This window comes from Paracoccus methylarcula, assembly GCF_003007735.2.
GTDB lineage: Bacteria > Pseudomonadota > Alphaproteobacteria > Rhodobacterales > Rhodobacteraceae > Paracoccus > Paracoccus methylarcula.
The window spans coordinates 135,308-157,946 of record NZ_PXNQ02000009.1 but is presented as its reverse complement, the minus strand read 5'-3'; the positions used below and the strand labels follow the sequence as shown (position 1 = coordinate 157,946).

The 22,639-nt window shown below is 65.4% G+C and carries 21 protein-coding genes and 1 pseudogene; 8 read left to right on the top strand and 14 right to left on the bottom strand.

All coding sequences use genetic code 11. The features are described from left to right. The first annotated feature begins 224 nt into the window (after positions 1–224). From A7A09_RS15085 to hisH, 4 genes are read left to right on the top strand one after another with little or no spacing between them, the layout of a single operon-like run. Entirely contained in the window at positions 225–881 is a 657-nt protein-coding gene (locus A7A09_RS15085; RefSeq protein WP_106692164.1) for a potassium channel family protein, read from the top strand. Further along, complete coding sequence (locus A7A09_RS15080; RefSeq protein ID WP_436277801.1) at positions 878–2,224, top strand: TrkH family potassium uptake protein; 1,347 nt, start codon at positions 878–880, stop codon at positions 2,222–2,224. Before A7A09_RS15085 ends, A7A09_RS15080 begins: the two co-directional genes overlap by 4 nt. A 46-nt stretch (positions 2,225–2,270) precedes the next feature. After that, positions 2,271–2,858: an imidazoleglycerol-phosphate dehydratase HisB gene (hisB, locus tag A7A09_RS15075; RefSeq protein WP_106692163.1), complete on the top strand. Its 588-nt coding sequence runs from the start codon at positions 2,271–2,273 to the stop codon at positions 2,856–2,858. After that, positions 2,858–3,487 carry an imidazole glycerol phosphate synthase subunit HisH gene (gene hisH / locus A7A09_RS15070; RefSeq protein ID WP_106692162.1) on the top strand — a complete coding sequence of 210 codons (630 nt, stop codon included), beginning with the start codon at positions 2,858–2,860 and terminating at the stop codon, positions 3,485–3,487. Before hisB ends, hisH begins: the two co-directional genes overlap by 1 nt. Positions 3,488–3,588: 101 nt before the next feature. Here hisH and A7A09_RS15065 read toward each other — a convergent pair whose 3' ends face one another. Then, positions 3,589–4,353: an HpcH/HpaI aldolase family protein gene (locus tag A7A09_RS15065; RefSeq protein WP_106692161.1), complete on the bottom strand. Its 765-nt coding sequence runs from the start codon at positions 4,351–4,353 to the stop codon at positions 3,589–3,591. Positions 4,354–4,487: 134 nt separating this feature from the next. Between A7A09_RS15065 and ade the strand changes: the two genes are divergently transcribed. Next, positions 4,488–6,185, top strand: a complete 1,698-nt coding sequence (gene ade, locus A7A09_RS15060; protein ID WP_106692219.1) for an adenine deaminase — start codon at positions 4,488–4,490, stop codon at positions 6,183–6,185. A 144-nt stretch (positions 6,186–6,329) separates the two neighbouring features. Here the strand turns inward: ade and A7A09_RS15055 are convergent, their stop codons facing one another. The 4 genes from A7A09_RS15055 to rpsB all read right to left on the bottom strand — a co-directional run bounded on the left by A7A09_RS15055 (position 6,330) and on the right by rpsB (position 10,354). After that, entirely contained in the window at positions 6,330–7,796 is a 1,467-nt protein-coding gene (locus A7A09_RS15055) for an aldehyde dehydrogenase family protein (protein WP_106692160.1), read from the bottom strand. A 57-nt stretch (positions 7,797–7,853) separates the two neighbouring features. Then, on the bottom strand, positions 7,854–8,438 hold the full coding sequence (locus A7A09_RS15050; protein WP_106692159.1) for a (d)CMP kinase: 585 nt from the start codon (positions 8,436–8,438) through the stop codon (positions 7,854–7,856). 151 nt (positions 8,439–8,589) lie between these two features. Next, the gene (gene tsf / locus A7A09_RS15045) at positions 8,590–9,462 is read right to left on the bottom strand and encodes a translation elongation factor Ts (protein ID WP_281277606.1); all 873 of its coding nucleotides are present in this window, start codon (positions 9,460–9,462) and stop codon (positions 8,590–8,592) included. 94 nt (positions 9,463–9,556) lie between these two features. Then, positions 9,557–10,354: a 30S ribosomal protein S2 gene (gene rpsB / locus A7A09_RS15040; protein WP_106692157.1), complete on the bottom strand. Its 798-nt coding sequence runs from the start codon at positions 10,352–10,354 to the stop codon at positions 9,557–9,559. A gap of 245 nt (positions 10,355–10,599) precedes the next feature. On the opposite strand from rpsB, the gene trhA reads away from it, so the two are divergent. The 3 genes from trhA (at position 10,600) to A7A09_RS15025 (ending at position 13,255) form a co-directional block, all read left to right on the top strand. Continuing rightward, complete coding sequence (gene trhA, locus A7A09_RS15035) at positions 10,600–11,262, top strand: PAQR family membrane homeostasis protein TrhA (protein WP_106692156.1); 663 nt, start codon at positions 10,600–10,602, stop codon at positions 11,260–11,262. A 128-nt stretch (positions 11,263–11,390) separates the two neighbouring features. After that, entirely contained in the window at positions 11,391–12,035 is a 645-nt protein-coding gene (eda, locus tag A7A09_RS15030) for a bifunctional 4-hydroxy-2-oxoglutarate aldolase/2-dehydro-3-deoxy-phosphogluconate aldolase (protein WP_106692155.1), read from the top strand. Positions 12,036–12,049: 14 nt separating this feature from the next. Beyond that, positions 12,050–13,255, top strand: a complete 1,206-nt coding sequence (locus A7A09_RS15025; RefSeq protein WP_106692154.1) for an MFS transporter — start codon at positions 12,050–12,052, stop codon at positions 13,253–13,255. Positions 13,256–13,399: 144 nt separating this feature from the next. Here the strand turns inward: A7A09_RS15025 and A7A09_RS15020 are convergent, their stop codons facing one another. From A7A09_RS15020 to gmk, 9 genes and pseudogenes are all read right to left on the bottom strand, one after another. Further along, positions 13,400–13,723, bottom strand: a complete 324-nt coding sequence (locus tag A7A09_RS15020; RefSeq protein WP_076525706.1) for a 2Fe-2S iron-sulfur cluster-binding protein — start codon at positions 13,721–13,723, stop codon at positions 13,400–13,402. A 102-nt stretch (positions 13,724–13,825) separates the two neighbouring features. Continuing rightward, positions 13,826–15,388: a DegQ family serine endoprotease gene (locus A7A09_RS15015; protein ID WP_106692153.1), complete on the bottom strand. Its 1,563-nt coding sequence runs from the start codon at positions 15,386–15,388 to the stop codon at positions 13,826–13,828. A gap of 593 nt (positions 15,389–15,981) precedes the next feature. Then, positions 15,982–16,855 (bottom strand): annotated as a pseudogene (hflC, locus tag A7A09_RS15010) (protease modulator HflC); the annotation flags it as partial. Further along, positions 16,855–18,060 (bottom strand): FtsH protease activity modulator HflK, encoded by a 1,206-nt coding sequence (gene hflK / locus A7A09_RS15005; protein ID WP_106692152.1) that lies wholly within the window; start codon positions 18,058–18,060, stop codon positions 16,855–16,857. The gene hflK and the pseudogene hflC, both read right to left, overlap by 1 nt. Before the next feature lie 82 nt (positions 18,061–18,142). Next, the gene (gene gorA / locus A7A09_RS15000; RefSeq protein ID WP_106692151.1) at positions 18,143–19,519 is read right to left on the bottom strand and encodes a glutathione-disulfide reductase; all 1,377 of its coding nucleotides are present in this window, start codon (positions 19,517–19,519) and stop codon (positions 18,143–18,145) included. Beyond that, entirely contained in the window at positions 19,519–20,244 is a 726-nt protein-coding gene (rpiA, locus tag A7A09_RS14995; protein WP_106692150.1) for a ribose-5-phosphate isomerase RpiA, read from the bottom strand. Before rpiA ends, gorA begins: the two co-directional genes overlap by 1 nt. Positions 20,245–20,326: 82 nt before the next feature. Beyond that, the gene (locus A7A09_RS14990) at positions 20,327–21,436 is read right to left on the bottom strand and encodes a sensor histidine kinase (RefSeq protein ID WP_106692149.1); all 1,110 of its coding nucleotides are present in this window, start codon (positions 21,434–21,436) and stop codon (positions 20,327–20,329) included. After that, positions 21,433–21,954: a gamma carbonic anhydrase family protein gene (locus A7A09_RS14985; protein ID WP_106692148.1), complete on the bottom strand. Its 522-nt coding sequence runs from the start codon at positions 21,952–21,954 to the stop codon at positions 21,433–21,435. Before A7A09_RS14985 ends, A7A09_RS14990 begins: the two co-directional genes overlap by 4 nt. Continuing rightward, positions 21,954–22,583, bottom strand: coding sequence for a guanylate kinase (gmk, locus tag A7A09_RS14980; protein WP_106692147.1), 630 nt, complete (start codon positions 22,581–22,583; stop codon positions 21,954–21,956). The genes A7A09_RS14985 and gmk overlap by 1 nt, the downstream gene beginning before the upstream one ends. Positions 22,584–22,639 lie beyond the last annotated feature (56 nt).

Here is a 22,639-nt window from a genome sequence, read left to right as displayed (position 1 = left end):
TTCGGTCGGATCGGTTCGGATCGGTTCAGCGCATCGGCGCAGGTGAAAATCCCGCGCAACGCTCTCCCATCTTCACATTCCTATCACAATGACCGGATGGCTGCAAAAAGCGCTCCTTTTACGACGGGTTAGCAGTCACAAGCGACTCAAACCCCGCCCATGCTTGACCTCGACGATGCCGCAGGTGAGAAATGGGCGGCATTTGGAAATCGGCCGGAGTCCCGATGGGCAAGGAAAATCGAAGCTTCGTCGTCGTCGGCCTTGGCGCCTTCGGCAGCGTGGTCGCAACGGAACTGGCACGATTCGGCAATCGCGTGCTGGGCATCGACAGGGATCAGAAACGCGTCGCGGCACTGGCCGAACAGCTTTCCAACGCAGTCATTCTCGACGCCACCGACGAAGGCGCGCTGCGCGAGGCGGGGGTGGATCGCTACGATGTCGGGCTGGTGTCGATCGGCAATGACCTGGAAAGCAGCGTCATCGCGGCGATGAACCTGCGGCTGATCGGCATCGAGACCATCTGGGCCAAGGCCGAAAGCCGCACCCATCACCGCATCCTTTCCAAGATCGGCGCCGACCGGGTGGTCCTGCCGGGATTGGAAATGGGCCGGCATGCCGCGCAGATGCTGAACAATCCGGCGGTGCAGGATTATGTCAGCCTCGGCAACGGGTTCTCGGTGGTCAACCTGCTGATCCCCGAGCGGCTGAAGGGCAAGAAACTGTCCGATCTGCCTTTCGGAACCGGCATCACCCGGTTGGGCATCATGCGCGGCACCGAATATATAGACCTGCGCGAACGCGATCCGGTCCTGCTGACCAATGACCGGCTGCTTCTGCTGGGCAAACGGGTCGAACTGACGCAATTCGGCGACCGGCTGTGAAACGCCCCCTTTCGACCGCCCTGCGGCGATGGCTTGAGCATACGCCGCCGCCCGCGGTGCTGGCCACGCTGTATATGGTGCTGATCCTGCTGGGTGCCTTCGCGCTGAAGCTGCCCTTCATGACGCGCGAGGCGATCAGCCTCAGCGATGCGCTCTTCACCTCGACCTCGGCGGTGACCGTGACCGGGCTCGCCGTCATCGACACCGAGCTGACGCTGACCTTCTGGGGCCAGCTTATCGTGGCGCTGCTGATCCAGTTGGGCGGGCTGGGGCTGATGAGCTTTGCCGTGCTGGTCCTGTCGGCGCTCGGGCTGCCGCTTGGCATCACCCATCACACCTATCTGCGCGAGGATCTGAACCAGACCTCCTATGTCCGGCTGATGAAACTGGTAAAGACGATCTTCCGCGTCGTGCTGATGGCCGAGATCGCGGGCGCAATGCTGCTTTGCCTGACCTTCATCCCTCGCACCGGGCTGGGGCCGGGATTGTGGCATTCGATCTTTCATTCAATCTCGGCCTTCAATAATGCGGGCTTCTCGACCTTTTCATCGGGGCTGACGGAATATGCCACCGATCCCGTCGTCAACAGCGTGATCCCGTTGCTCTTCATCACCGGCGGCATCGGCTATGTCGTCATCTCGGACGTCTTCCGCCAGCGGTTCTGGCATGGCTGGTCGCTGCATACGAGGCTGATGCTGGTGGGCACGGCGGCGCTGGTGGTGATCGGGGTCGGGCTGACTGCCATTCTCGAATGGAACAACCCCCGCACGCTCGCAGCCTATGACAGCGCCGCATCGCGGATGACGATTGCATGGTTCCAGGGCGTGACGACGCGGACGGCGGGCTTCAACACCACCGATATCGGCGGGCTGCATGATTCCACCTCGCTGCTCTACATGGCGCTGATGATGATCGGCGGCGGGCCGACCTCGACGGCGGGCGGCATCAAGGTGACGACGGTGGTGGTCATGCTGCTGGCCACGCTGGCCTTCTTTCGCCGCCGCACCCAGATCTGGGCCTTCGGGCGCTCGATCGGGCTGGACGAGGTGCTCAAGGTCATGGCGCTGGTCGCCATCGCCGCCATGCTGGTCTTTTCGGCGGTATTCGTGATGACGGCCACCCATGACGGCCATTTCCTCGATATCAGCTTCGAGGTCGCCTCGGCCTTCGGCACCACCGGCCTGTCGCGCGGTTACACGTCCGAATTGAACGAGCTTGGACGCGGGGTGATCATGCTGGTGATGTTCCTGGGCCGGGTCGGGCCGCTGACGCTCGGCTTCTTCCTCGCCACCCGCATCTCGCCCCGCGTGCGCTATCCCGAGGGACAGGTCCATCTTGGCTGATCGCCCCGCCCGTCCTATAAGCGCCATGCAATGAGAAGGATATCCCATGCGCAAGGCCAAGATCACCCGCAAGACCGCCGAGACGCAGATCGAGGTGGAGCTGAATCTCGATGGAACCGGGCAGTATGAAAATCATACTGGCGTCGGGTTCTTCGATCACATGCTGGACCAGCTCTCGCGGCATTCGCTGATCGACCTGAGCGTGACCGCCAAGGGAGACCTGCATATCGACGATCACCACACGGTCGAGGATACCGGCATTGCCATCGGGCAGGCGCTGGTCAAGGCGCTTGGCGACAAGAAGGGCATCCGCCGCTATGGCAGCTTTCACCTGGCAATGGATGACGCGCAGATCCGCGCGGCGCTGGACCTGTCGGGGCGGCCCTACCTGGTCTGGAATGTCGATTTCCCCAGCCAGAAGATCGGCAGCTTCGATTGCGAACTGGTGCGGGAGTTCTTCCAGGCGCTGTCCACGCATGGCGGCATCACGCTGCATATCGACCGGTTGCACGGGCTGAACAGCCACCATATCGCCGAGGCCGCCTTCAAGGCCGCCGCCCGCGCCTTGCGCGAAGCGGTCGAGCCCGATCCGCGCATGTCCGGCGTGCTGCCTTCGACCAAGGGCGCGTTGTGATGCGCGTGGCGCTGATCGATTACGACAGCGGCAACCTGCATTCGGCGGCCAAGGCGTTCCAGTTGATGGGGCGCGAGGCCGGGGCCGAGGTCGTCGTGACCTCGGACCCCGAAACCGCCCTCGCCGCCGACCGTATCGTGCTGCCCGGCGACGGCGCATTCCCCGCCTGCCGCGAGGCCCTGGGCGAGGTGGACGGCATGGCCGAGGCGGTCCGCGAGGCGGTATTGACGCGCGGCGCGCCCTTCATGGGGATCTGTGTCGGTATGCAGATGCTGGCCACCAGGGGGCATGAATATCGCGAGACCGCCGGGCTGGACTGGATCGGCGGCGAGATCGAGGCCATCGACGCGCCGGGCCTGAAAGTGCCGCATATGGGCTGGAACGACCTGGTGATCGACCACCCTCACCCGGTGCTGGAGGGCATCGCGACCGGTGATCACGCCTATTTCGTCCATGGCTGGCAGTTCCGCGTCGCCGATCCGGCGCACCTGCTGGCGCATGTCGATTACGGCGGGCCGGTGACGGCGGTGGTCGGGCGCGACAATATCGTCGGCACCCAGTTCCACCCCGAGAAATCCCAGCAGGTCGGGCTGCGCCTGATCGCCAATTTCCTGCGTTGGACGCCCTGACAGGCAAGCCGTGATTGCGTCCCGCGATGGCCGGGGTGTTTCACACCCCCCGGCACCCCCCGTGGGATATTTTCCTGAAGAAGAAGCGGCCCGTGGATTCGCTATTGCCCGCGCGCATCCGCCAGGGCTGCGCCGATGGCATGGGTGAAGATCCCCGTATCGGTCGAGAGCGAGGCAAAGTCGAAGCCGCGCTGATGCATCTGCCGGATCATCTCTCCCGAGCCGCAATGGATACCGGCCAGCAGCCCCGCCTTTCGGGCCGAGGCGAGGATGGCATCGATCGCCTCATGCACCTCTGGCGCTTCGGGGCTGAGTGTCGGGGGATGACCGAGCGACAGCCCCAGGTCAGCCGGGCCGATATAGATGCCCGACAACCCCTCGACCGACATGATCGCGTCGCGATTGGCCAGCGCCTCGGCGGTTTCGATCATCGCGAAGACCTGCACCAGCTCCCCTGACCGCGCGACGTAATCGGAATGAAGCGCCGCGGCCCGCACCGGCCCGTAGCTGCGCGCGCCAAGCGGCGCATAGCGCGTGGCGGCGACAAGGCGGCTTGCATCCTCGGCATTGTTGATCATCGGGCAGATGATGCCGCTTGCCCCGGCATCGAGGCATTTCATCGCGATGCCGGGCTCGTTCCATGGCAGCCGGACGAATTTGGGCGCGGTGCTGGCCGACATTGCCTGCAGCATGGTCAGCATCACCTGGTAATCGACCAGCCCATGCTGCATGTCGATGGTCAGCATGTCGAAACCCGCCCGCGCGACGATCTCCGCCGTCGCTGCCGATGGCAGGCCACACCAGCCATTCACCGCCTTGCCCCCGGTGGAAAAATGGCTGTGGAAATTTTCTGCCGTCAGTGTCATGGCGCACCCTCCCCTCGCTGCTGGCCGCAGGCAAGCATGCGCCCATGCCAATGGCAAGCAGATCCGGGGCAAGCGGATCTGGACTGTCGGACGGGGATGGGGTTCTGTAGGGGGTGACAATGACGGAGGCCCGCATGGACGATCTGGAACGGCGTATCGCGCAGGCCCGTGGGGATCAGCCCGCCGATCTGGTGCTGCGCGGGGGGCAGGTCTTCGATCTGGTGACCGGGGCGATGATTGCGGGCGACGTGGCGATCTGCGGCGACCGCATCGTGGGAATCGGTGCCGATTACGACGCAGGCGAGGTGATCGACGTGACCGGCCTGACGCTGGTGCCGGGTTTCATCGACACCCATCTGCATGTCGAAAGCAGCCTTGTCACGCCCTTTGAATTCGACCGCTGCGTGACGCCACGCGGCATCACCACCGCCATCTGCGACCCGCATGAGATCGCCAATGTCATCGGGCTGGACGGGATCCGCTATTTCCAGCAAGCCTCGGAACATCTGCTGCTGGACCTGCGGGTGCAACTGTCCTCCTGCGTGCCCTCGACCGATATGGAGACGGCGGGCGCCCGGATCGAGGCCGATGACCTGCGCGAGGTCATGAATCATCCGTCCGGCATCGGGCTGGCCGAATTCATGAATTATCCCGGCGTGATCCATCGCGACCCCTCTGCCATGGCCAAGCTGCGCCTGTTCGAGGGCGGCCATATCGACGGGCATTGCCCGCAACTTTCGGGCCGTGACCTGAACGCCTATATCGCCGCCGGTATCCGCACCGAGCATGAGGCAACCACGGCCGAAGAGGCGCTGGAAAAACTGCGCAAGGGCATGCGGGTGCTGATCCGCGAGGGCTCGGTCTCCAAGGACCTGGACGCGCTGCAACCGATCCTGACCGAGGCGGCCAGCGGCTATATCTGCCTGTGCACCGATGACCGCAATCCGCTGGATATCGGCGAGCATGGCCATCTCGACTACATGATCCGGCGGCTGATAAAGCTGGGCACGACGCCGCTGTCCGCCTATCGCGCCGCCTCGCTTTCGGCGGCAGAGGCCTTCGGGCTGAAGGATCGCGGGCTGATCGCGCCGGGCTTGCGGGCCGATATCGTGGCGGTGGGCTCACTTGAGGCATGTGATGCACGATTGGTGCTCTGCGCGGGCCGGGTGGTCGAAGACGCCGCTTTCGCAGAGCGCGGATTTATTCCGCCGGTCGGGCGGGCCTCGGTCAAGGCTCCGACGGTTCGGGCCGAGGATTTCCGCTGCAGCGGCAACAGGGCCGAAACCGATGTGATCGGGATCATGGAAGGCAAGATCATCACCCAGCATCTGCGCGAAGAGATCACCCCGCAGGATGGCGACAAGCGCCCCGATCCGGCGCGTGACCTGATGCGGATCGCGGTGATCGAGCGCCATGGCAGGAACGGCAATATCGCCACCGGCTTCGTGCGCGGCTTTGGCATCGCGCGCGGCGCCATCGCCTCGACCGTCTGCCACGATCACCATAATATCGCCGTGGTGGGTGCGGATTACGATGACATGGCGCTGGCCGCGAACCGGCTGTCGGATATCGAGGGCGGGTTTGTCGTGGTCGATGGCGGACGCATCCTGGCCGAGCTTGCCCTGCCCATCGCCGGACTGATGAGCCTCGATCCCTTCGAGGCGGTCCGCGACCGGCTGGTCGATCTGCGCGAGGCGGCCCGCAGCCTTGGCGTCACGCTGGAAGAACCGTTCCTGCAGCTCGCCTTCCTCGCCCTGCCGGTGATCCCGGCCCTGAAGATCACCGATCGCGGCATGGTGGATGTCGAGAGATTCGAGATCATCGCGGGATGATCCACTACTGCTTGCCGCACCCCGACCTCCGGCAGCGGCTCGCCCCCTTCTTCTTCATGCAAATATCCCGGGGTTGTCGGGTGGTGCGCCACTGGTTCGAGAACCACCCGGCGACGGGGTGGAACCCCGGTCCCGTTGCGGCAATCAATCGTGCCGTATCACCATGGTCCTTGTGGCGGCAAATTCGTAAAGCGCATCGAAGCCCTTTTCCCGGCCATGCCCGGATTTCTTCATGCCGCCGAAGGGCAACTCGACCCCGCCACCGGCGCCATAGGCATTGACGAAGACCTGCCCGACCATGATCTGCCGCGCCACGCGGATCGCCCGGCTGCCATCGCGCGACCAGACCCCGGCGACCAGCCCGTATTCGGTGTCATTGGCCAGCGCCACGGCATCGGCCTCGTCCCGGAATGTCATCAGCGACAGGACCGGGCCGAAGACCTCCTGCCGGGCCAGCATGTGATCGCGGGGAACCGGGCCATAGGCGCGCGGAGCGATGAAATTACCGTTTTCCGAGATGCTCGCATCCAGCTTCCCCTCGGCAATCAGCGGGATGGCATCGGCATCGGCCTGCTCGCAGAAACGGCGCACGCGGGCCAATTGCCTCGGATTGATCAGCGGGCCGAGATCGCGGTCATCCTCGGGCGCGCCCGCGGTCAGCGCCGGGAATTCGGCGCGCAGACGCTCGGTTACGGTCTCGGCGATGCTTTCCTCGACCAGCAGCCGCGCTCCGGCAGAACAGGTCTGCCCGGCATTCTGGGTGATCGCCTTCATGATGATCGGCATGGCGCGGTCCAGATCGGCATCGGCAAAGACGATCTGCGGAGATTTGCCGCCCAGTTCCAGAGTGCAGCCGATATGATGCGCCGCCGCCGATGTCTGGACCGCCGCGCCGACCTCGGGACTGCCGGTGAAGCTGATGAAATCGATGCCGCGATGCGCCGACAGCGCCGCCCCGGCCTCTTCCCCGCGCCCCGGCACCACGTTCAGCGCCCCCGGCGGAAGCCCGGCGTCGCGCAGCAATTCCGCCAGCCGCAAGGGCGTCAGGCAGGCATCCTCGGCGGGCTTCAGCACGCAGGCATTGCCCATCGCGAGAGAGGCGGCGATGGTGCGACCGAACATCTGCGCGGGGTAGTTCCACGGGATGATATGACTGGTCACGCCAAAAGGCACGTATTCGGTGGTCACGAAATGCCCCGGCAGGAAGGGGATCATGTCGCCGTGAACCTTGTCGGCCGCGCCGCCGTAGAATTCCAGGTAACGGGCAGCCGCCGTGATATCGGCGCGGGCCTGCGTCATCGGCTTGCCGGTATCGCGGGCCTCCAGCGCGGATAGTTCCTCGAAATTCTCAAGGACCAGCGCGGCGGCCCGGCCAAGGATTCGCCCGCGTTCGGTCGCGGTCAGCCTGCCCCATTCCCCCTCGCGGGCGCGCCGCGCGGCGGTGACCGCCGCGTCGATATCCTGCGCATTCCCGGCGGCGATCCGGGTAAAGGCCTCGCCATTGGCCGGGTCGATGACATCGAGCGTGGCGCCGCTGGCGGAGGGCTGCCAGCGATTGTCGATGAAGACGCCGTCCGAGGCGGCGGCGATGGCGCGGGGCTGGATATTCATGGCGGCTCCTCCTTGCGGGAGATAGCCTCGCCTATTGGCGGGATCAGCGCAAGAGGCTCAGCCGCGCACCCGGTCCACGATGGCGATGGCGGCGGTGATCGCCTCATCGACAGAGATATGGCTGGTATCGATGATTGTCGCGTCATCGGCGGGGCGCAGCGGCGCGGTGTCCCGTTCACGATCCCGGCGGTCGCGCTCGTGCAACTGGGCCAGCATCTCGGCCGGGTCCGCCCCCAGTTCCTCGGCCCGGCGCCGCGCCCGGACCTCGTTCGAGGCGACCACGTAGAGTTTCACCTGCGCATCGGGGCAGATCACCGTGCCGATATCGCGCCCGTCCAGGACCGCCCCGGGCTCTTGCGCGGCAAAGCGGTGCTGGAAATCCACCAGCGCGGCGCGCACTTCGGGTATGGCGGCGATGCGGCTGGCGGCCTGCCCCGCATCGGCGCTGCGCAGATCGTTGCGGCGCAGATCGTCGGGCACGAGGGTGCGGGCGGCCTCCACCGGGTCGCCGCCTTTCGCACCGGTGGCGCGATAGAGCAATCCCGTGTCGAGATGGTGAAACCCGTAGTGATCCGCCAGGGCACGGGCAATCGTGCCTTTACCCGATGCGGCGGGTCCGTCGATGGCAATGATGAAGGGCATACCTGGTAAACAGATTAAGGGAGTCGGACAGTTCAGCCTGATTGGCACATTTTCGGTACACGAATCCAGCACCTGATCGGGAAGAAGGCAAAAAATACGACGCCAACCGGGATCGGCTGGCGTCGCGTTCATCCAGACGATGAGGAACGGATCAGTTGCCGCCCAGGGTCTTGGCGACCTCGGCTGCGAAATCCTCTTCCTTCTTGTCGATGCCTTCGCCCACGGCGACACGGGCGAAACCGGTGATCGTCGCGCCGGCCTCTTTCGCCGCCTCCTCGACCGTCAGGTCGGGATTGATGACGAATTTCTGGCCCAGCAGCGTGACCTCTTCGAAGAACTTGTTCATCCGGCCCACGATCATCTTCTCGATGACGGCTTCGGGCTTGCCGGATTCGCGAGCCTGCTCGGTCAGCACCTGCTTTTCGCGCTCGATCAACGCCGGGTCCAGGTCGTCCTGGCCAAGCGAGGCAGGCGAGGTCGCGGCGACATGCATGGCGATCTGGCGGCCGATCTCGTTATCGCCGCCTTCCAGGCCGACCAGCACGCCGATCGTGCCCATGCCTTCGGCGACCGAGTTATGCACATAGGTCACGACGGCCGGAGCAGTCACGACGGTCATACGGCGCAGCGACATGTTCTCGCCGATCTTGGCGATCGCGTCGGTCAGAACCTCGGAGACGGGCTTGCCGTCGATCTGGGCGTTCTTCAGCGCCTCGACATCGTCCACGTCCAGCGCGGCATTGGCGATCTTGCGGACCATGTTCTGGAATTCTTCGTTCTTGGCGACGAAGTCGGTTTCCGAGTTCACCTCGACCGCGACCCCCTTGCCGTCGCGCGTGGCGACCGCAACCAGGCCCTCGGCGGCGACGCGGCCGGATTTCTTGGCGGCCTTGGCAAGGCCCTTGGTGCGCAGCCAGTCGGATGCGGCCTGCATGTCGCCATCAGTCTCGGTCAGCGCCTTCTTGGCGTCCATCATCCCTGCGCCGGTCGTCTCGCGCAGCTCCTTCACCATCGCGGCTGTGATAGCATGATCCGTCTCCTTTGTTCAACGCCTCAGGCGGGGCATATCCCCGCCTGACGACAATTCTGTAAACCTGCGATAATCCGATCCGGCGAGATCAGGCGTCGGTCGTGGCCTGCTCGGCGGCGGCGGCTTCGGCCTCGCCTTCTTCCAGAACCTCTTCCGGAGCCTCGGCCAGCGCGCCGATATCGACCCCGGCAGCGCCCATCTGCGCCGACATCCCGTCAAGGGCCGCACGGCTGGCCAGATCGCAGTAAAGCGCAATCGCCCGCGCCGCATCGTCATTGCCCGGGATGATGTAGTCAACGCCGTCGGGCGAGCAGTTGGTATCGACGACGGCAACGACCGGGATACCCAGCTTCTTCGCCTCGGCGATGGCCAGGTCTTCCTTGTTCACGTCGATGACGAAGAGCAGGTCCGGCAGACCGCCCATGTCGCGGATACCGCCCAGGGAAGCCTGCAGCTTGGCCTGCTCGCGTTCGAGGCCAAGGCGTTCCTTCTTGGTCATGCCCTCGGCACCGCCCGCCATGGTCTCGTCGATCGCCTTCAGGCGGTTGATCGACTGCGACACGGTTTTCCAGTTGGTCAGCGTGCCGCCCAGCCAGCGGTGGTTCATGTAGAACTGCGCCGATTTCTCGGCCGCGTCGGCGATCGATTTCTGCGCCTGACGCTTGGTGCCGACGAACAGCACGCGGCCGCCCTTGGCAGCAGTGTCGCGGATGACCTGCAGCGCCGCGTCCAGCATCGGCACGGTCTGGGTCAGGTCGATGATGTGAATGCCGTTGCGATCACCGTAGATGAATTCGCCCATGCGCGGGTTCCAGCGCTGAGTCTGGTGACCGTAGTGAACGCCAGCTTCCAAGAGCTGACGCAGCGAAAATTCGGGAAGCGCCATGTCCATTTCCTTTCCGGTTTGCGCCTTGGCAGAGGTTTCGAGGCGGATGCCCCAACCGGTGGACCGTTCACGGATGTCTCCCGCAAGGGCCCTCCTCTGCCTGAGAAGTGTGGGGGAAATAGCCGCTCCGGGCCGCTTTGGCAAGGGGATCGGCCAAGAAAAGCATGCAGGTCGCGTTGCGTCATCGGCAGTTATCGCGCATCATGACAGGCAAGGCTATCCCATCCAGACAGGCCCTGCCGCAAATGACCTCGCAATTCCCGTTTGGCAGACCCTATGATTTCTATGAGTTGCTGGCGGACGGTATCGTCCACGGCATCGGCATGGCTTTCGCGCTGATCGGCGCGACCACGCTGATCTTCTATGCGACAATATGGGGCGGCGGGGGCGAGCAGGTCGCCATCTGGATCTACAGCCTGGGGCTGGTTCTCGCCCTGGGGGTTTCGTTTGCTTATAACATGCTGCCGCATTCGCGGGTCAAATGGGTGATGCGGCGCTTCGATCATTCGGCGATCTTCATCCTGATCGCGGCAACCTACACGCCGCTTCTTCAGCAAGGGATGAGTGATCCGCAGATCACCGCGCTGCTCGTCTGGATCTGGACGGTCGCATTTTTGGGAATCGTCCTGAAATGCGCCTTTCCCGGCCGGGGCGACCGGCTGGCGGTGCTGCTCTATCTCGCCATGGGCTGGAGCGGGCTGGTCGCCATCGGGCCGATCTCGGGCTATCTGCCGGGGGCGTCCATGTGGCTGATCGTCATCGGCGGGCTGATCTATTCCGCCGGGATAAGCTTTCACCTGCGGGAAAAGCTGCGTTTTCAGAACGCGATCTGGCACGTCTTCGTCGTCGCAGCAGCAGCGGTGCATTACTCGGCCATCTTCACGGCCCTGCATCTGGGCGGGATGTGAACGCTCCTTCATCGGCAGGCCATCGGCACCGGCGAGGCGGCATCGCCTCCGAAAGTCACGGCAAGTTGCTTGCATTGCCGGGACAATGGGGTCAGTTTGCAGGCGATTTCCGCCAGTGAGGTGAGGCCATGACCCCAGAACTCCAATCGCAAAAGACCCGTGCGCTGTGCCAATTGGCCCCGGTCGTGCCGGTGATCGTCATCAAGGATGCCGGCAAGGCCGCCGACCTGGCGCGGGCGCTGGTGACGGGCGGATTGCCGGTGCTGGAAGTAACCCTGCGCTCGGATGCCGCGCTGGACGCGATCCGGGCGATGTCGGCGGTCGAGGGCGGACATGTCGGCGCGGGCACCGTGCTGACCCCGGATGACGCGAAACGCGCCAAGGATGCCGGGGCGGAATTCGCCGTCTCGCCGGGAGCCACCGGCAAGCTGATCATGGCCTGCGCCGAACTGGAACTGCCGCTATTGCCCGGCGCGGTCACCGCCTCCGAGGTGATGCGGGCGGCGGATGCCGGTTTCGACATGCTGAAATTCTTCCCTGCCGAGGCAGTGGGCGGCGCCCCTGCCCTGAAATCGCTGGCCGGTCCGTTGCCGAAGATCAGTTTCTGCCCGACGGGCGGCGTCTCGCCCTCGAATGCGGGCGATTACCTGGGCCTGCCCAATGTCATCTGCGTCGGCGGAAGCTGGATCGTGACCGATGCCGACATGGCGGCGGGCAATTGGCAAGCGATCGAGGACCGGGCGCGAACCGCCGCGGCCCTGCCACGAAGTTGAGCACCGCGGCGAGCATGACCCGCGCCCGGCGCAATGTCGTGGTGCTGGTTGCCGCACAGGCCCTGCTTGGCGCGCAGATGCCGGTAAATTTCATCCTCGGCGGCCTGGCCGGGCAGACGCTTGCGCCCAATGCCTGCCTTGCTACCCTGCCCCTGTCGATGATCATCCTCGGCTCGGCCCTGACCGCGCGGCCTTTGGCCCGCTTCATGCAGCATCACGGGCGGCGCGCCGGATTCATGCTGGCGGTCCTGGCGGGCGCGTTGGGGGCGGCGGTTTCCGCCGCCGCGCTGTGGGTCGGCAGTTTCTGGCTGTTCATGGCGGGTGGTCTGATGACCGGGATCTACATGTCGGCGCAGGGATTCTTTCGCTTCGCCGCCACCGATACCGCACCCCCGGAATTCGAGGCCCGCGCGATCAGCTGGGTGATGGCCGGAGGATTGGCGGCAGCCATCATCGGCCCGGCCATCGCACGAACCACCAACGACCTGGGGGCGATCCCCTTCCTGGGCAGCTATATCGCGGTGATCGTGGTCAACCTGCTGGGGCTGGCCCTGTTCATGTTCCTGGACATTCCCAAGCCCCCTGCCGCGCAGAATGGCGAGGACCAGGGGCGCCCCCTGCCGCAGCTCTTGCGCGAACCGGCCATCGTCGTGGCGATGATCTGCGCGATGGTGTCCTACGCGCTGATGAACCTGGTGATGACCTCGACCCCGCTTGCCGTGGTCGGCTGCGGTTTCGCCGCCAATAACGCCGCCGATATCGTCAGCGCGCATGTGCTGGCCATGTATGCGCCCAGCTTCATCACCGGGCCGCTGATCAATCGCTTTGGCACCACCCGCATCGTCGGGCTGGGCCTGATCCTGCTGGCCCTGGCCGGGGGAGTCGCGCTGTCGGGGGTGGAGCTCACGAATTTCTTCGGCGCATTGATCCTGTTGGGGCTGGGCTGGAATTTCGGCTTCATCGGCGCGACGGCGATGCTGGCGCGCTCCCATAGCCCCGCCGAGCGTGGCCGGGTGCAGGGCATGAACGATTTCGTGGTGTTCACCGGTGTGTTCATCGCCTCGCTTTCGTCGGGCGGGCTGATGAACTGCCTCGGAGGATCGCCGCAAGCCGGATGGAGCGCGGTCAACCTGGCGATGCTGCCCTTCCTGGCGCTGGCAGGGCTGGCGCTGGCTTGGCTGACGCTTCGTCACCGCCGCGAGGCACGGGCGGCTGGCTGACACCCTGCAGGTGGAGGCCGTGAATTTGCGTCCCGCGATGGCCGGGGGTGTTTCACCCCCCGGACCCCCAGAGGATATTTGCATGAAGAAGAAACGGCCGCTTGCCCGGGGCGATATCTGCCTGCCGGGCAAGGCCGGAGCGCTTCAGATCTGGCGCTCAGGCATCTGCACGACCAGTCCGTCGAGTTCGTCGGTCACTTTCAACTGGCAGGTCAGGCGCGAGCGCTCGGGATCGGGTTCATAGGCGAAATCCAGCATGTCCTCTTCCATCGGGTCGCGTGGAGGCAGGCGGTCGATCCATTCCGCGTCCACATAGACATGGCAGGTCGAACAGGCGCAGGCACCGCCGCAATCGGCATCGATCCCCGGGATTCCGTTGTCGCGCGCGCCCTCCATCACGGTCATGCCGGGGGTGACGTCGACTTCATGGCGGGTGCCGTTATGCTCGATATAGGTGATCTTGGCCATTTGCTCGCTTCCTTTGCTGCGCCGGAAATAAGACATCGCTGCCGCAATGAAAAGGGGCGGACCGGCAGGCCCGCCCCTTCTGGCTCATCGGCAATGCAGGCCTTATTCCGAGGACTCGCCGACCGGCAGCGCGACGAATCGCGGCTCGCCCCCGCGACGGATCAGGACCAGCACCGATTTCCGGCCCGCCTCGCGCGCCTCGTCGATGCGGGCATTCAGGTCGTCCAACGAGGAAACCGCCTGCTGCCCCGCCTCGGTGATGACATCCCCGGGCATCAGGCCCTTGTCGGCGGCGGCGCCTTCGGGATCGACCTCCTTGACCACCAGCCCCTGCGCATCCTTGGGCAGATCCAGCTCGGCCGCGATTTCCGGGGTCAGGGTGGCGATGGTCATCCCCAGCAACTCCTCTTCGCCCGGAGCCACCGGTTTCGCCTGCCCCTGCTCATCGGCGGTGCCTTCGGCGACCTCCCGGCGGCCAAGCGTCACGGTCAGCGTCACCGGTTCGCCATCGCGCTGCACGGTCACCTCGACCGGCTCGCCGGCGGGCGCATCGGCAACGCGCTGCACCAGTTCGCGGATATCCTTGACCTCGCCGCCATCGAAACCGGTGATGACATCGCCCGCCTGCATCCCGGCATCCTTGGCCGGGCCGTCGGGAACATCGGTCACCATCGCCCCGCCCCTGGTTTCCAGCCCCAGGGCCTCGGCCATGTCGGGGGTCACGTCCTGGATCTTGACGCCCAGCCAGCCACGGCGGGTTTCACCATATTCGCGCAGCTGATCGACCACTTTCGAGACGACATTCGAGGTCATCGAGAAACCGATCCCGATCGAGCCGCCATTGGGCGACAGGATGGCGGTATTCACGCCGATCACCTCTCCGTCGAGATTGAAGAGCGGGCCGCCCGAGTTGCCGCGATTGATGGCCGCGTCGGTCTGCAGGTAATCGTCATACGTGCCCGACAATTCGCGGTTGCGGGCCGAGACGATCCCCGAACTGGCCGAGAAGCCCTGTCCGAGCGGGTTGCCCAGGGCCAGCACCCAATCACCCACCCGCGCCGAATCGGAATCGCCGAATTTCACGAAGGGAATCGCCTCGTCGCTTTCCACCTTCAGCAGCGCGACATCGGTTTTCGGATCGGTGCCCACGACCGTGGCGGGCAGCGTATTGCCCGAATAGAACTCGATCTCGATCTCGTCGGCGCCCTCGATGACATGGTTGTTCGTGACGATATAGCCATCGGCCGAGATCACGAAGCCCGAACCCAGGGCATTCGACCGCTGCGGCCTGTTCGGAGCCCCGTCAGGTCCGGGGAACTCGGGAAAGCCGAAATCGCGGAACAGGTCCTCGAACGGGCTGCCCTCGGGGAAAACCGGCCCCGGTCCGCGCGTCGGCTGCGAGATCACCGCCGTGGTGGTGATGTTCACGACCGCCGGTGCAACCTGCTCGACCAGGTCGGCAAAGCTTTGCGGCATGACACCAGGGGCGCCGGGTTCTGCCTTCGGTGCGGTCAGCGGCTCGTTGTTGTTCGCCGCCTCCTGCGCCTGCTGGCTGACTTCGGGTGAAACATCGGGTTTGGTCTGCTGCGCGGCGGCAAAGCCGAGGCCTAGGCTCACGGCCAGGGCCGAGGCGGTGAGAAGATACCGAGGAGAACGCGGTTTCATGCTGAATGTCCTCATATTTCAATTGAATTGCGGCTGATCGATCGCAGCCGGGACAGGATTGATGTGAAACGGATTTCGCGGCTCGTTGCAAATAAAGCACGCTCGCAGCGAGTGAACTGATCGTGACTTTTATTGCAAGACGGGCGGAAAACCATGTTTCCGCCCGCCCTTGGCTCAGTTTCCGTTTTGCGCATCCTCCGGCGCATCATCCTCCGCCGGCGCGGGGTCCTCTGCGGGGGGAAGCTCTTCCGAGGTTTCGTCATCCGCGGGGGCGGCTTCCTCCGCAGGGGCGGCTTCCTCCGCGGGGGCCTGCCCCTGCGCTTCCGTCCCGCCTTCCGCCCCGTCCGCGGACGGTTCCTCGGCGGGCGGCATCACCTCCGAGGGCTCCTCGGGCGGGGTGACCAGGCTTTCGGGGACCGGGGTCAGCTTTACCCCTGCCGATTCACCGAGGGGCTTGCCCTCGCGATCGGTGACCTCTGGCGTGACCAGTTCCTGATCCTCGCCCCCCGCCGGACCCCGTGTCTGGCTTTGGGCTTCCGAGGCGCGGTCTCCGGGAGGCACCGGCTCTGACGCCGGATTGGCTGTCTTCGAGCCGTCCTCGGCCAAATAGGAGAAGAATTCACCATCCGGGCTGATCACCATCTGGCTGTTTTCCCCCTTCAACGCCCGCTCATAGGAGGTCATCGAGCGAGTGAATGCGAAGAATTCGGGGTCGCGGCCAAAGGCATCGGCATAGATCGCGTTACGGACCGCATCGGCCTCACCGCGAACGATATCGGCGCGTTTCTGCGCCTCGGATGTCAATTCGACGACCGTCCGGTCGGCGGCGGCACGGACACGCTGCGCGGCCTCGCCGCCCCGTGCCTTCTCATCCGCCGCTTCACGCTCGCGCTCGGCCCGCATCCGGGCATAGGTGGCGTTCAGGTTCTGCTCGGGCAGATCGGTGCGGGTCAGCCGCACATCGATGATCTCGACCCCCAGCCCGGCCGAGTTCTTTCGTGCCTCGTCGCGGATCTGGTTCATCAGCGCGGTCCGGTCGTCGGATAGCACATCGGTCGAGGGAACCGCACCCAGAACCTCGCGGATCGCGGCGTTCACGATCGGCTCCAGCCTCCCCTGCGCGGTCTCGATGCCGCCGGCGCCGACGGCCTGACGAAAGCCGACCGGATCGGTGATGCGCCAGCGCGCGAAGGCATCGACCACCAGGCGGCGATCGTCCAGCGGCGTCACCTCAAGCGGCGTGGTCGGCAGGCCGAGGATACGGTCGTCATATTTCACGACATTGTCGAGAAACGGCACCTTGAAGCCCAGCCCCGGTGCCTCCTGCACCGAAACCACGCGGCCAAGGCGCAGAACCAGCGCCTTTTCACGTTCGTCCACGATGAAGACAGAGGCGAGACCGACAACGACGATCCCGATGATGACTGGAACCGCAAGTGCGGAAAGGGCTATTTTGCGGGCGGCCATCACTTGTCCCCTTCGGTCGGTTTGCTGTTGCTGCCACCGCCCGAGCGGCGCAATTGATCCAGCGGCAGGTAAGGCACCACATTCGAGCCTTCGCCACCTTCATCCAGGATGATCTTGTCGAGCCCGCCCAGAACCTTTTCCATGGTTTCCAGATACATCCGGCGGCGGGTCACTTCCGGCGCCTTGACATATTCCTCGTAGATCGAGTTGAAGCGCGCCGCCTCGCCCTCGGCCGTGTTCACGGCCTGGGCGCGATAGCCCTCTGCCTCTTCAAGCAGCGCAGCCGCCTGACCACGCGCCTCGGCGAGGACGCGGTTGGCATAGGCGTCGGCCTCTTTCTCCAGCCGGTCGCGTTCCTGCTGCGCGGCCTGCACCTCGCGGAACGCGTCGATCACCTCTTGCGGCGGATCGGCGCGGTCGAGGTTCACACGAACCACGTTGATGCCCGACTGATAGGCGTCGAGCGTGCGCTGCACCGCATCCTTGAGGTCGCTGGCGATGGAACCCCGGTCACGGTTGAGGATCGGCGCCAGTTCGCTGCGCGCGATGATGTCGCGCATCGCCGATTCCGATACGGCCCGGATGGTGTCGGCGGGATCGGCCAGGTTGAACAGGAATTTCTCGGGATCGGCGATGTTCCAGACCACCTGGTATTCCATGTCCACGATATTCTGGTCGCTGGTCAGCATCAGCCCGCTATCCATCGGCCCGGCACGCCCGGTGCCGATCTCGGTCACGCGTTCATTGGTCACCGACACGACCTCGGCGGTCACGATGGGCCAGGGGGCAAAGTTCAGACCCTCGGTTCCCACGGAGACCGCGCGACCGAACAGGAACTCGACGCTCTTTTCATTGGTCTGCACACGGTAGAAGCTTGAGAAGGCCCAGATGGCGATGGCAACCAGCGCCACGATGGACAGGGTCGTGCGGTTGAAGCCGAAACCGAAACCCGGCCCGGAAGGTCCGCGACCGCCGCCGTTGCGGCCGCCGCCGCCGCCACCGCCCATCAGCACGCGAAGCCGCTCTTGCCCCTTCTTCATCAGCTCTTCGATTTCGGGCATCTGCTCACCCTGCTGGCCGGGGCGCTCCGGCCCACCCTTCGGAGGCTGCTGATCGCCCCAAGGCCGGTTCGACGGACGCTTGCCGCGATCATCGTCACCTCCGCCACCTTTACCGCCGCCGCCCCAAGGGCCCTGATTTGCCATGTGGTTGACCTTCCTTCCCTGTCAATTCCGTTAGTCGCAAACTGGGGGCGGGGGAACAAAAGTCAACCCTGCCCGCCCGCTTTCACTTCTCGCCGCCATGGCGCCGGGTCACGCTGCGCATCGTCACCAGCTCTTCGGCGGCGGTCGGATGCACCGCCATCGCCGCGTCGAAATCGGCCTTTGTCGCGCCCATGGTGATGGGGATCGCGGCCAGCTGGATCATCTCTCCGGCCTCGGGGCCGAAGATATGGCAGCCCAGCACCCGGTCGCTTTGCGGCTCGACCAGCAGTTTCATCATGGTCCGGGCATCCGAGCCCGCGAACATCGAGCGCATCGGCCGGAACACCGCCGAATAGACATCGACCGGGCCCCGCTCTGCCGCCTGCTCCTCGGTCAGCCCGATGCTGCCCAGCTCATGCGGGCGTAGATAGACGGCGCTGGCGACCAGATCGTGGTTTACCTGCCGGGCCTTGTCGCCGAACACCGTGTCGGCGAAGGAATGTCCCTCGCGGATCGCCACCGGGGTCAGGTTGACCCGGTCGGTCACGTCCCCCACGGCAAAGATCGACGGCACCGAGCTTTGCGACCACTCATCGACCGCAATGGCCCCGTTATCCTTGAGGCGAACGCCGGTATTCTCGAGCCCCAGCCCCCATGTATAGGGCGCGCGCCCTGTCGCAAGGAACACCGCGTCGAATTCATCCGCGCTACCATCATCGAACCGCGCGGTGGTCCGGTCGCCGGTCTTTTCCAGCCCCATCGGCGACAGGCCAAGGCGCAGGTCGACGCCGATATCCTGCAACTGGGCGCTTGCCATCTCGCGCGCCTCGCGGTCGAAGCCGCGCAGCACCGCATCACCGCGATAGGCCTGCACGGTCTCGACCCCCAACCCGTTCAGGATGGTGGCAAACTCGCAGGCGATGAAGCCGCCGCCGATCAGGAGCGCGCGTTTCGGCAACTCGTCCAGCAGGAACAGATCGTCCGAGATCAGCCCCAGTTCCGCCCCGGGGATCTCGGGTCTGGCCGGACGTCCGCCCACGGCGATCAGGATATGCTTGGCGGTCTTGCGCGTGCCGTCAGTCAGCTCGATCGTGTGGTGATCGGCGAGCCGGGCGCGCTGGTGATGGATCTCGACCCCGGCATTGTTCAGGCCCGAGGTATAGGCCGCCTCCAGCCGGTTCAGCTCGGCATCCAGCTTGGCGCGGAAATCACGCCAGCTGAATTCGCCCGCCGCCGCATCGGCCCAGCCATAACCGCGCATCTCCTCGGCCATCAGCGGGGCGTTCGAGGCAAAGATCATCAGCTTTTTCGGCACGCAGCCCCGGATGACGCAAGTGCCGCCCATGCGGCTTTCCTCGGCCAGCCCGACCTTGGCGCCATGCTGTCCCGCCGCGATCCGCGCCGCGCGCACCCCGCCCGAACCGCCGCCGATGACAAACAGATCATAGTCGAAACTCATCACGCTACCCCTTCCTCGTCTTCGCGCCGCAATTCCACCACGCTGCCATCGGCTCGCCCGATAATCGCAAGATGGCAGATGCCAAGAAACAACCCATGTTCCACCACGCCCGGGATCGCGGATAACGCGCGCGCCAACGCAGGCGCATCCGGAATGGCCTCAAGCGCCAGATCGAGAATGTAATTCCCCTCATCGGTGATGACGGGCTCGCCATCGCGCAGGCGTTGCAGGATCGGCCGCCCCTTGAGGCCGAGATCCTCCAATGCGCGGCGGATCAGTTCCCGCGTCGTCTCGAAACCGAAGGCGAGCGCCTCGACTGGCAGGTGAAAGGCTCCGAGTTGCTCGACCACCTTGCCGGGATCGGCGATCACCACCATCCGGTCGCTGGCCATGGCGACGATCTTTTCGCGAAGATGCGCAGCTCCGCCGCCCTTGATCAGGTTCAGGTCGGGATCGACCTCGTCGGCGCCGTCGATGGTCAGGTCCAGCCAGCCGATCTGATCGAGGCTCTCGATCCGCAGCCCAAGGCTTTCCGCCAGGTCCGCCGTCGCCTGCGAGGTCGCGGCACAGCGCAGCGCCAGCCCCTCGGCCTGCACCTTCGCGGCCAGTTCGCGGACCATGACACTTGCGGTCGAGCCGGTGCCCAGCCCCACCCGCATGCCATCGCGGACCAGTTCGATTGCGGCGCGCGAGGCGGCCAGCTTGGCGGGATCGGGATCGGACATCCGGCTCTCCTGTCTTCGGTTCACGAGGTATATATGCGATGCGCCGCCCGAGGGCGAGGGTTCCCGCCCCTGCTGCGACAGATTAGCCCCGTTGCAGGGTCTCGGGCAGGATCACGGTAAAGCGGCTACCCTCGCCCTTGCGGCTGGTGATCCGCAGCCGGCCACGATGGCGGTTGACGATATGCTTGACGATGGCGAGCCCCAGCCCGGTGCCGCCCTGCGCCCGCGAGCGATGCGTATCGACGCGATAGAACCGCTCGGTCAGCCGCGGCAGATGCATCTCGTCGATGCCCTCGCCGAAATCCTCGACCCGGATCGCCCAACCGGGGCCGCGCAACAGCGGCTCGTAGGCGATCCGCTGCAAGCCGATCCGGACCCGCCCCCCGGAGGTGCCGTATTTGATCGCGTTCTCGATCAGGTTCTGGAACACCTGCACCAATTGGTCGGCATCTCCGGGCAGGCTCAGGTCGATGTCCAGCCCTTCGGTCTCGAAACTCACACCGGCCTCGTCGGCGCTGTGCTGCATGGTCGCCATGACGCTGCGCAGCAGCCCCGGCAGATCGACCTCGGCCGAGGGCCGGCGGCGTTCCTCGGACTGCACGCGGCTGAGCGACAGCAGGTCATGGACCAGCCGGTTCATCCGGTTCGCCTCGCGCTCCATGATGTCGAGGAAACGGTCGCGTGCCTTGGCATCGTTGCGGGCCGGGCCGCGCAATGTCTCGATAAAGCCGATCATCGCGGTCAGGGGGGTGCGCAGCTCATGACTGACATTGGCCACGAAATCGCGGCGCATCTGTTCGGCCTCTTCGGCGACGGACTGGTCAAGGATGGCGATCAGCGCGCCCCGCCCGATCCCCGCGGGAAGCGGCGAAACGGTCACCTCGGCGGCGATGTCGCGCCCGTCGGCGGCAAGGCTGGCGCGCAGGGTCGCGGTTCCGTCGGAAGGCGTGGGAAGCGTGGGATCGGGCGGCGGTGCGTCATGACCGTCCGGCCACAATACCCAATCCACCGCCTGCACCACCGCCGGGTGGCGCACGACGGTGACGAAGGGCCGGTCCAGGAGACCCGAACCGAACAGCGCCTCGGCGGATTGATTGGCCCCGATCATCCGGGCGCTGCCATCCACGGCCATCATGGCGATCGGGATGCCGTCCAGCAACGTGGCCACGCGTCTTTGCGTCTCGGCATTCATTCGACGCGCCGGAGCCCCGCGCGATACCGTTTCGCATTGTCGCGATAGCGCGCTGCGGCGGCCCGCAATCCCTCTTGCGCATCGTCGTCCAGCATCCGCACGACCTTGCCGGGAGCGCCCATGACCAGGGCACCGGGCGGGATTTCCTTGCCCTCGGCGATCAGTGCACCTGCCCCGATCAGCGCCCCTGCCCCGATCCTCGCGCCATTCAGCACCGTGGCGCCCATGCCGATCAGCGCCCCCTCGCCGATCTCGCAGCCATGCAGGATCGCCCGGTGACCGATCGTGCAATCCGGCCCGACCGACAAGGGGAAACCGGGATCGGTATGCAGCACGCAGAGATCCTGCACATTGCTGCCCCGCCCGATCCGGATTTCCTCGTTGTCGCCGCGCAGTACAGCCCCCCACCAGACCGAGGCCCCCTCTTCCAGCACAACGCGCCCCGTCAGTTGCGCATCAGGGGCGGCCCAGGCATCTTCGGCCAGTTGCGGAGCAATTCCGTCCAGTTCCCAGATCATCAGCGATCCTCCTCCATCAGCCCCTTGACGAAAGCCCCCAGCCCACCCATCCGGTCACGGCGGAGCCGCTCGGCGGTGAGGATGGCGCGCAGGCGGGCCTCGGTCTCGTCCAGATCGTCATTGACCAGCACATAGTCGTATTCGGCCCAATGGCTGATCTCGGCCCGGCTTTTCTCCATCCGCCCCTCGATCACCTTGTCGCTGTCCTGTCCCCGGGCGCGAAGCCGCCGCTCCAGCTCGGACAGGGAGGGCGGCAGCACGAAGATCGAGACCACATGCCCGCCAAGCGCGGATGCCCGGATTTGCTGCCCGCCCTGCCAGTCCACGTCGAAAAGCGTATCACGCCCCTCGCGCATGGCGATCTCGACCGGCCCGCGCGGGCTGCCGTAGAAATTGCCGAAAACCTCGGCATGTTCCAGCATCTGGTCCGCCTCGATCATGGCCCGGAATTCTTCCAGAGAGGTGAAATGGTAATGCTGCCCGTCCACCTCGCCCGCGCGCGGAGGGCGGGTCGTGGCCGAGACGGAAAAGCCGAGCGCCGGATCCCATTCCATCAGGCGCCGCGCCAGCGTGGTTTTGCCGGCGCCGGAAGGCGATGACAGGATGATCAGCAACCCGGTACGATCCATCGGCGTTATCCTCTGCGGCCAGTTTCGGGGATGGGATGGACCAGCACCCGCGATGG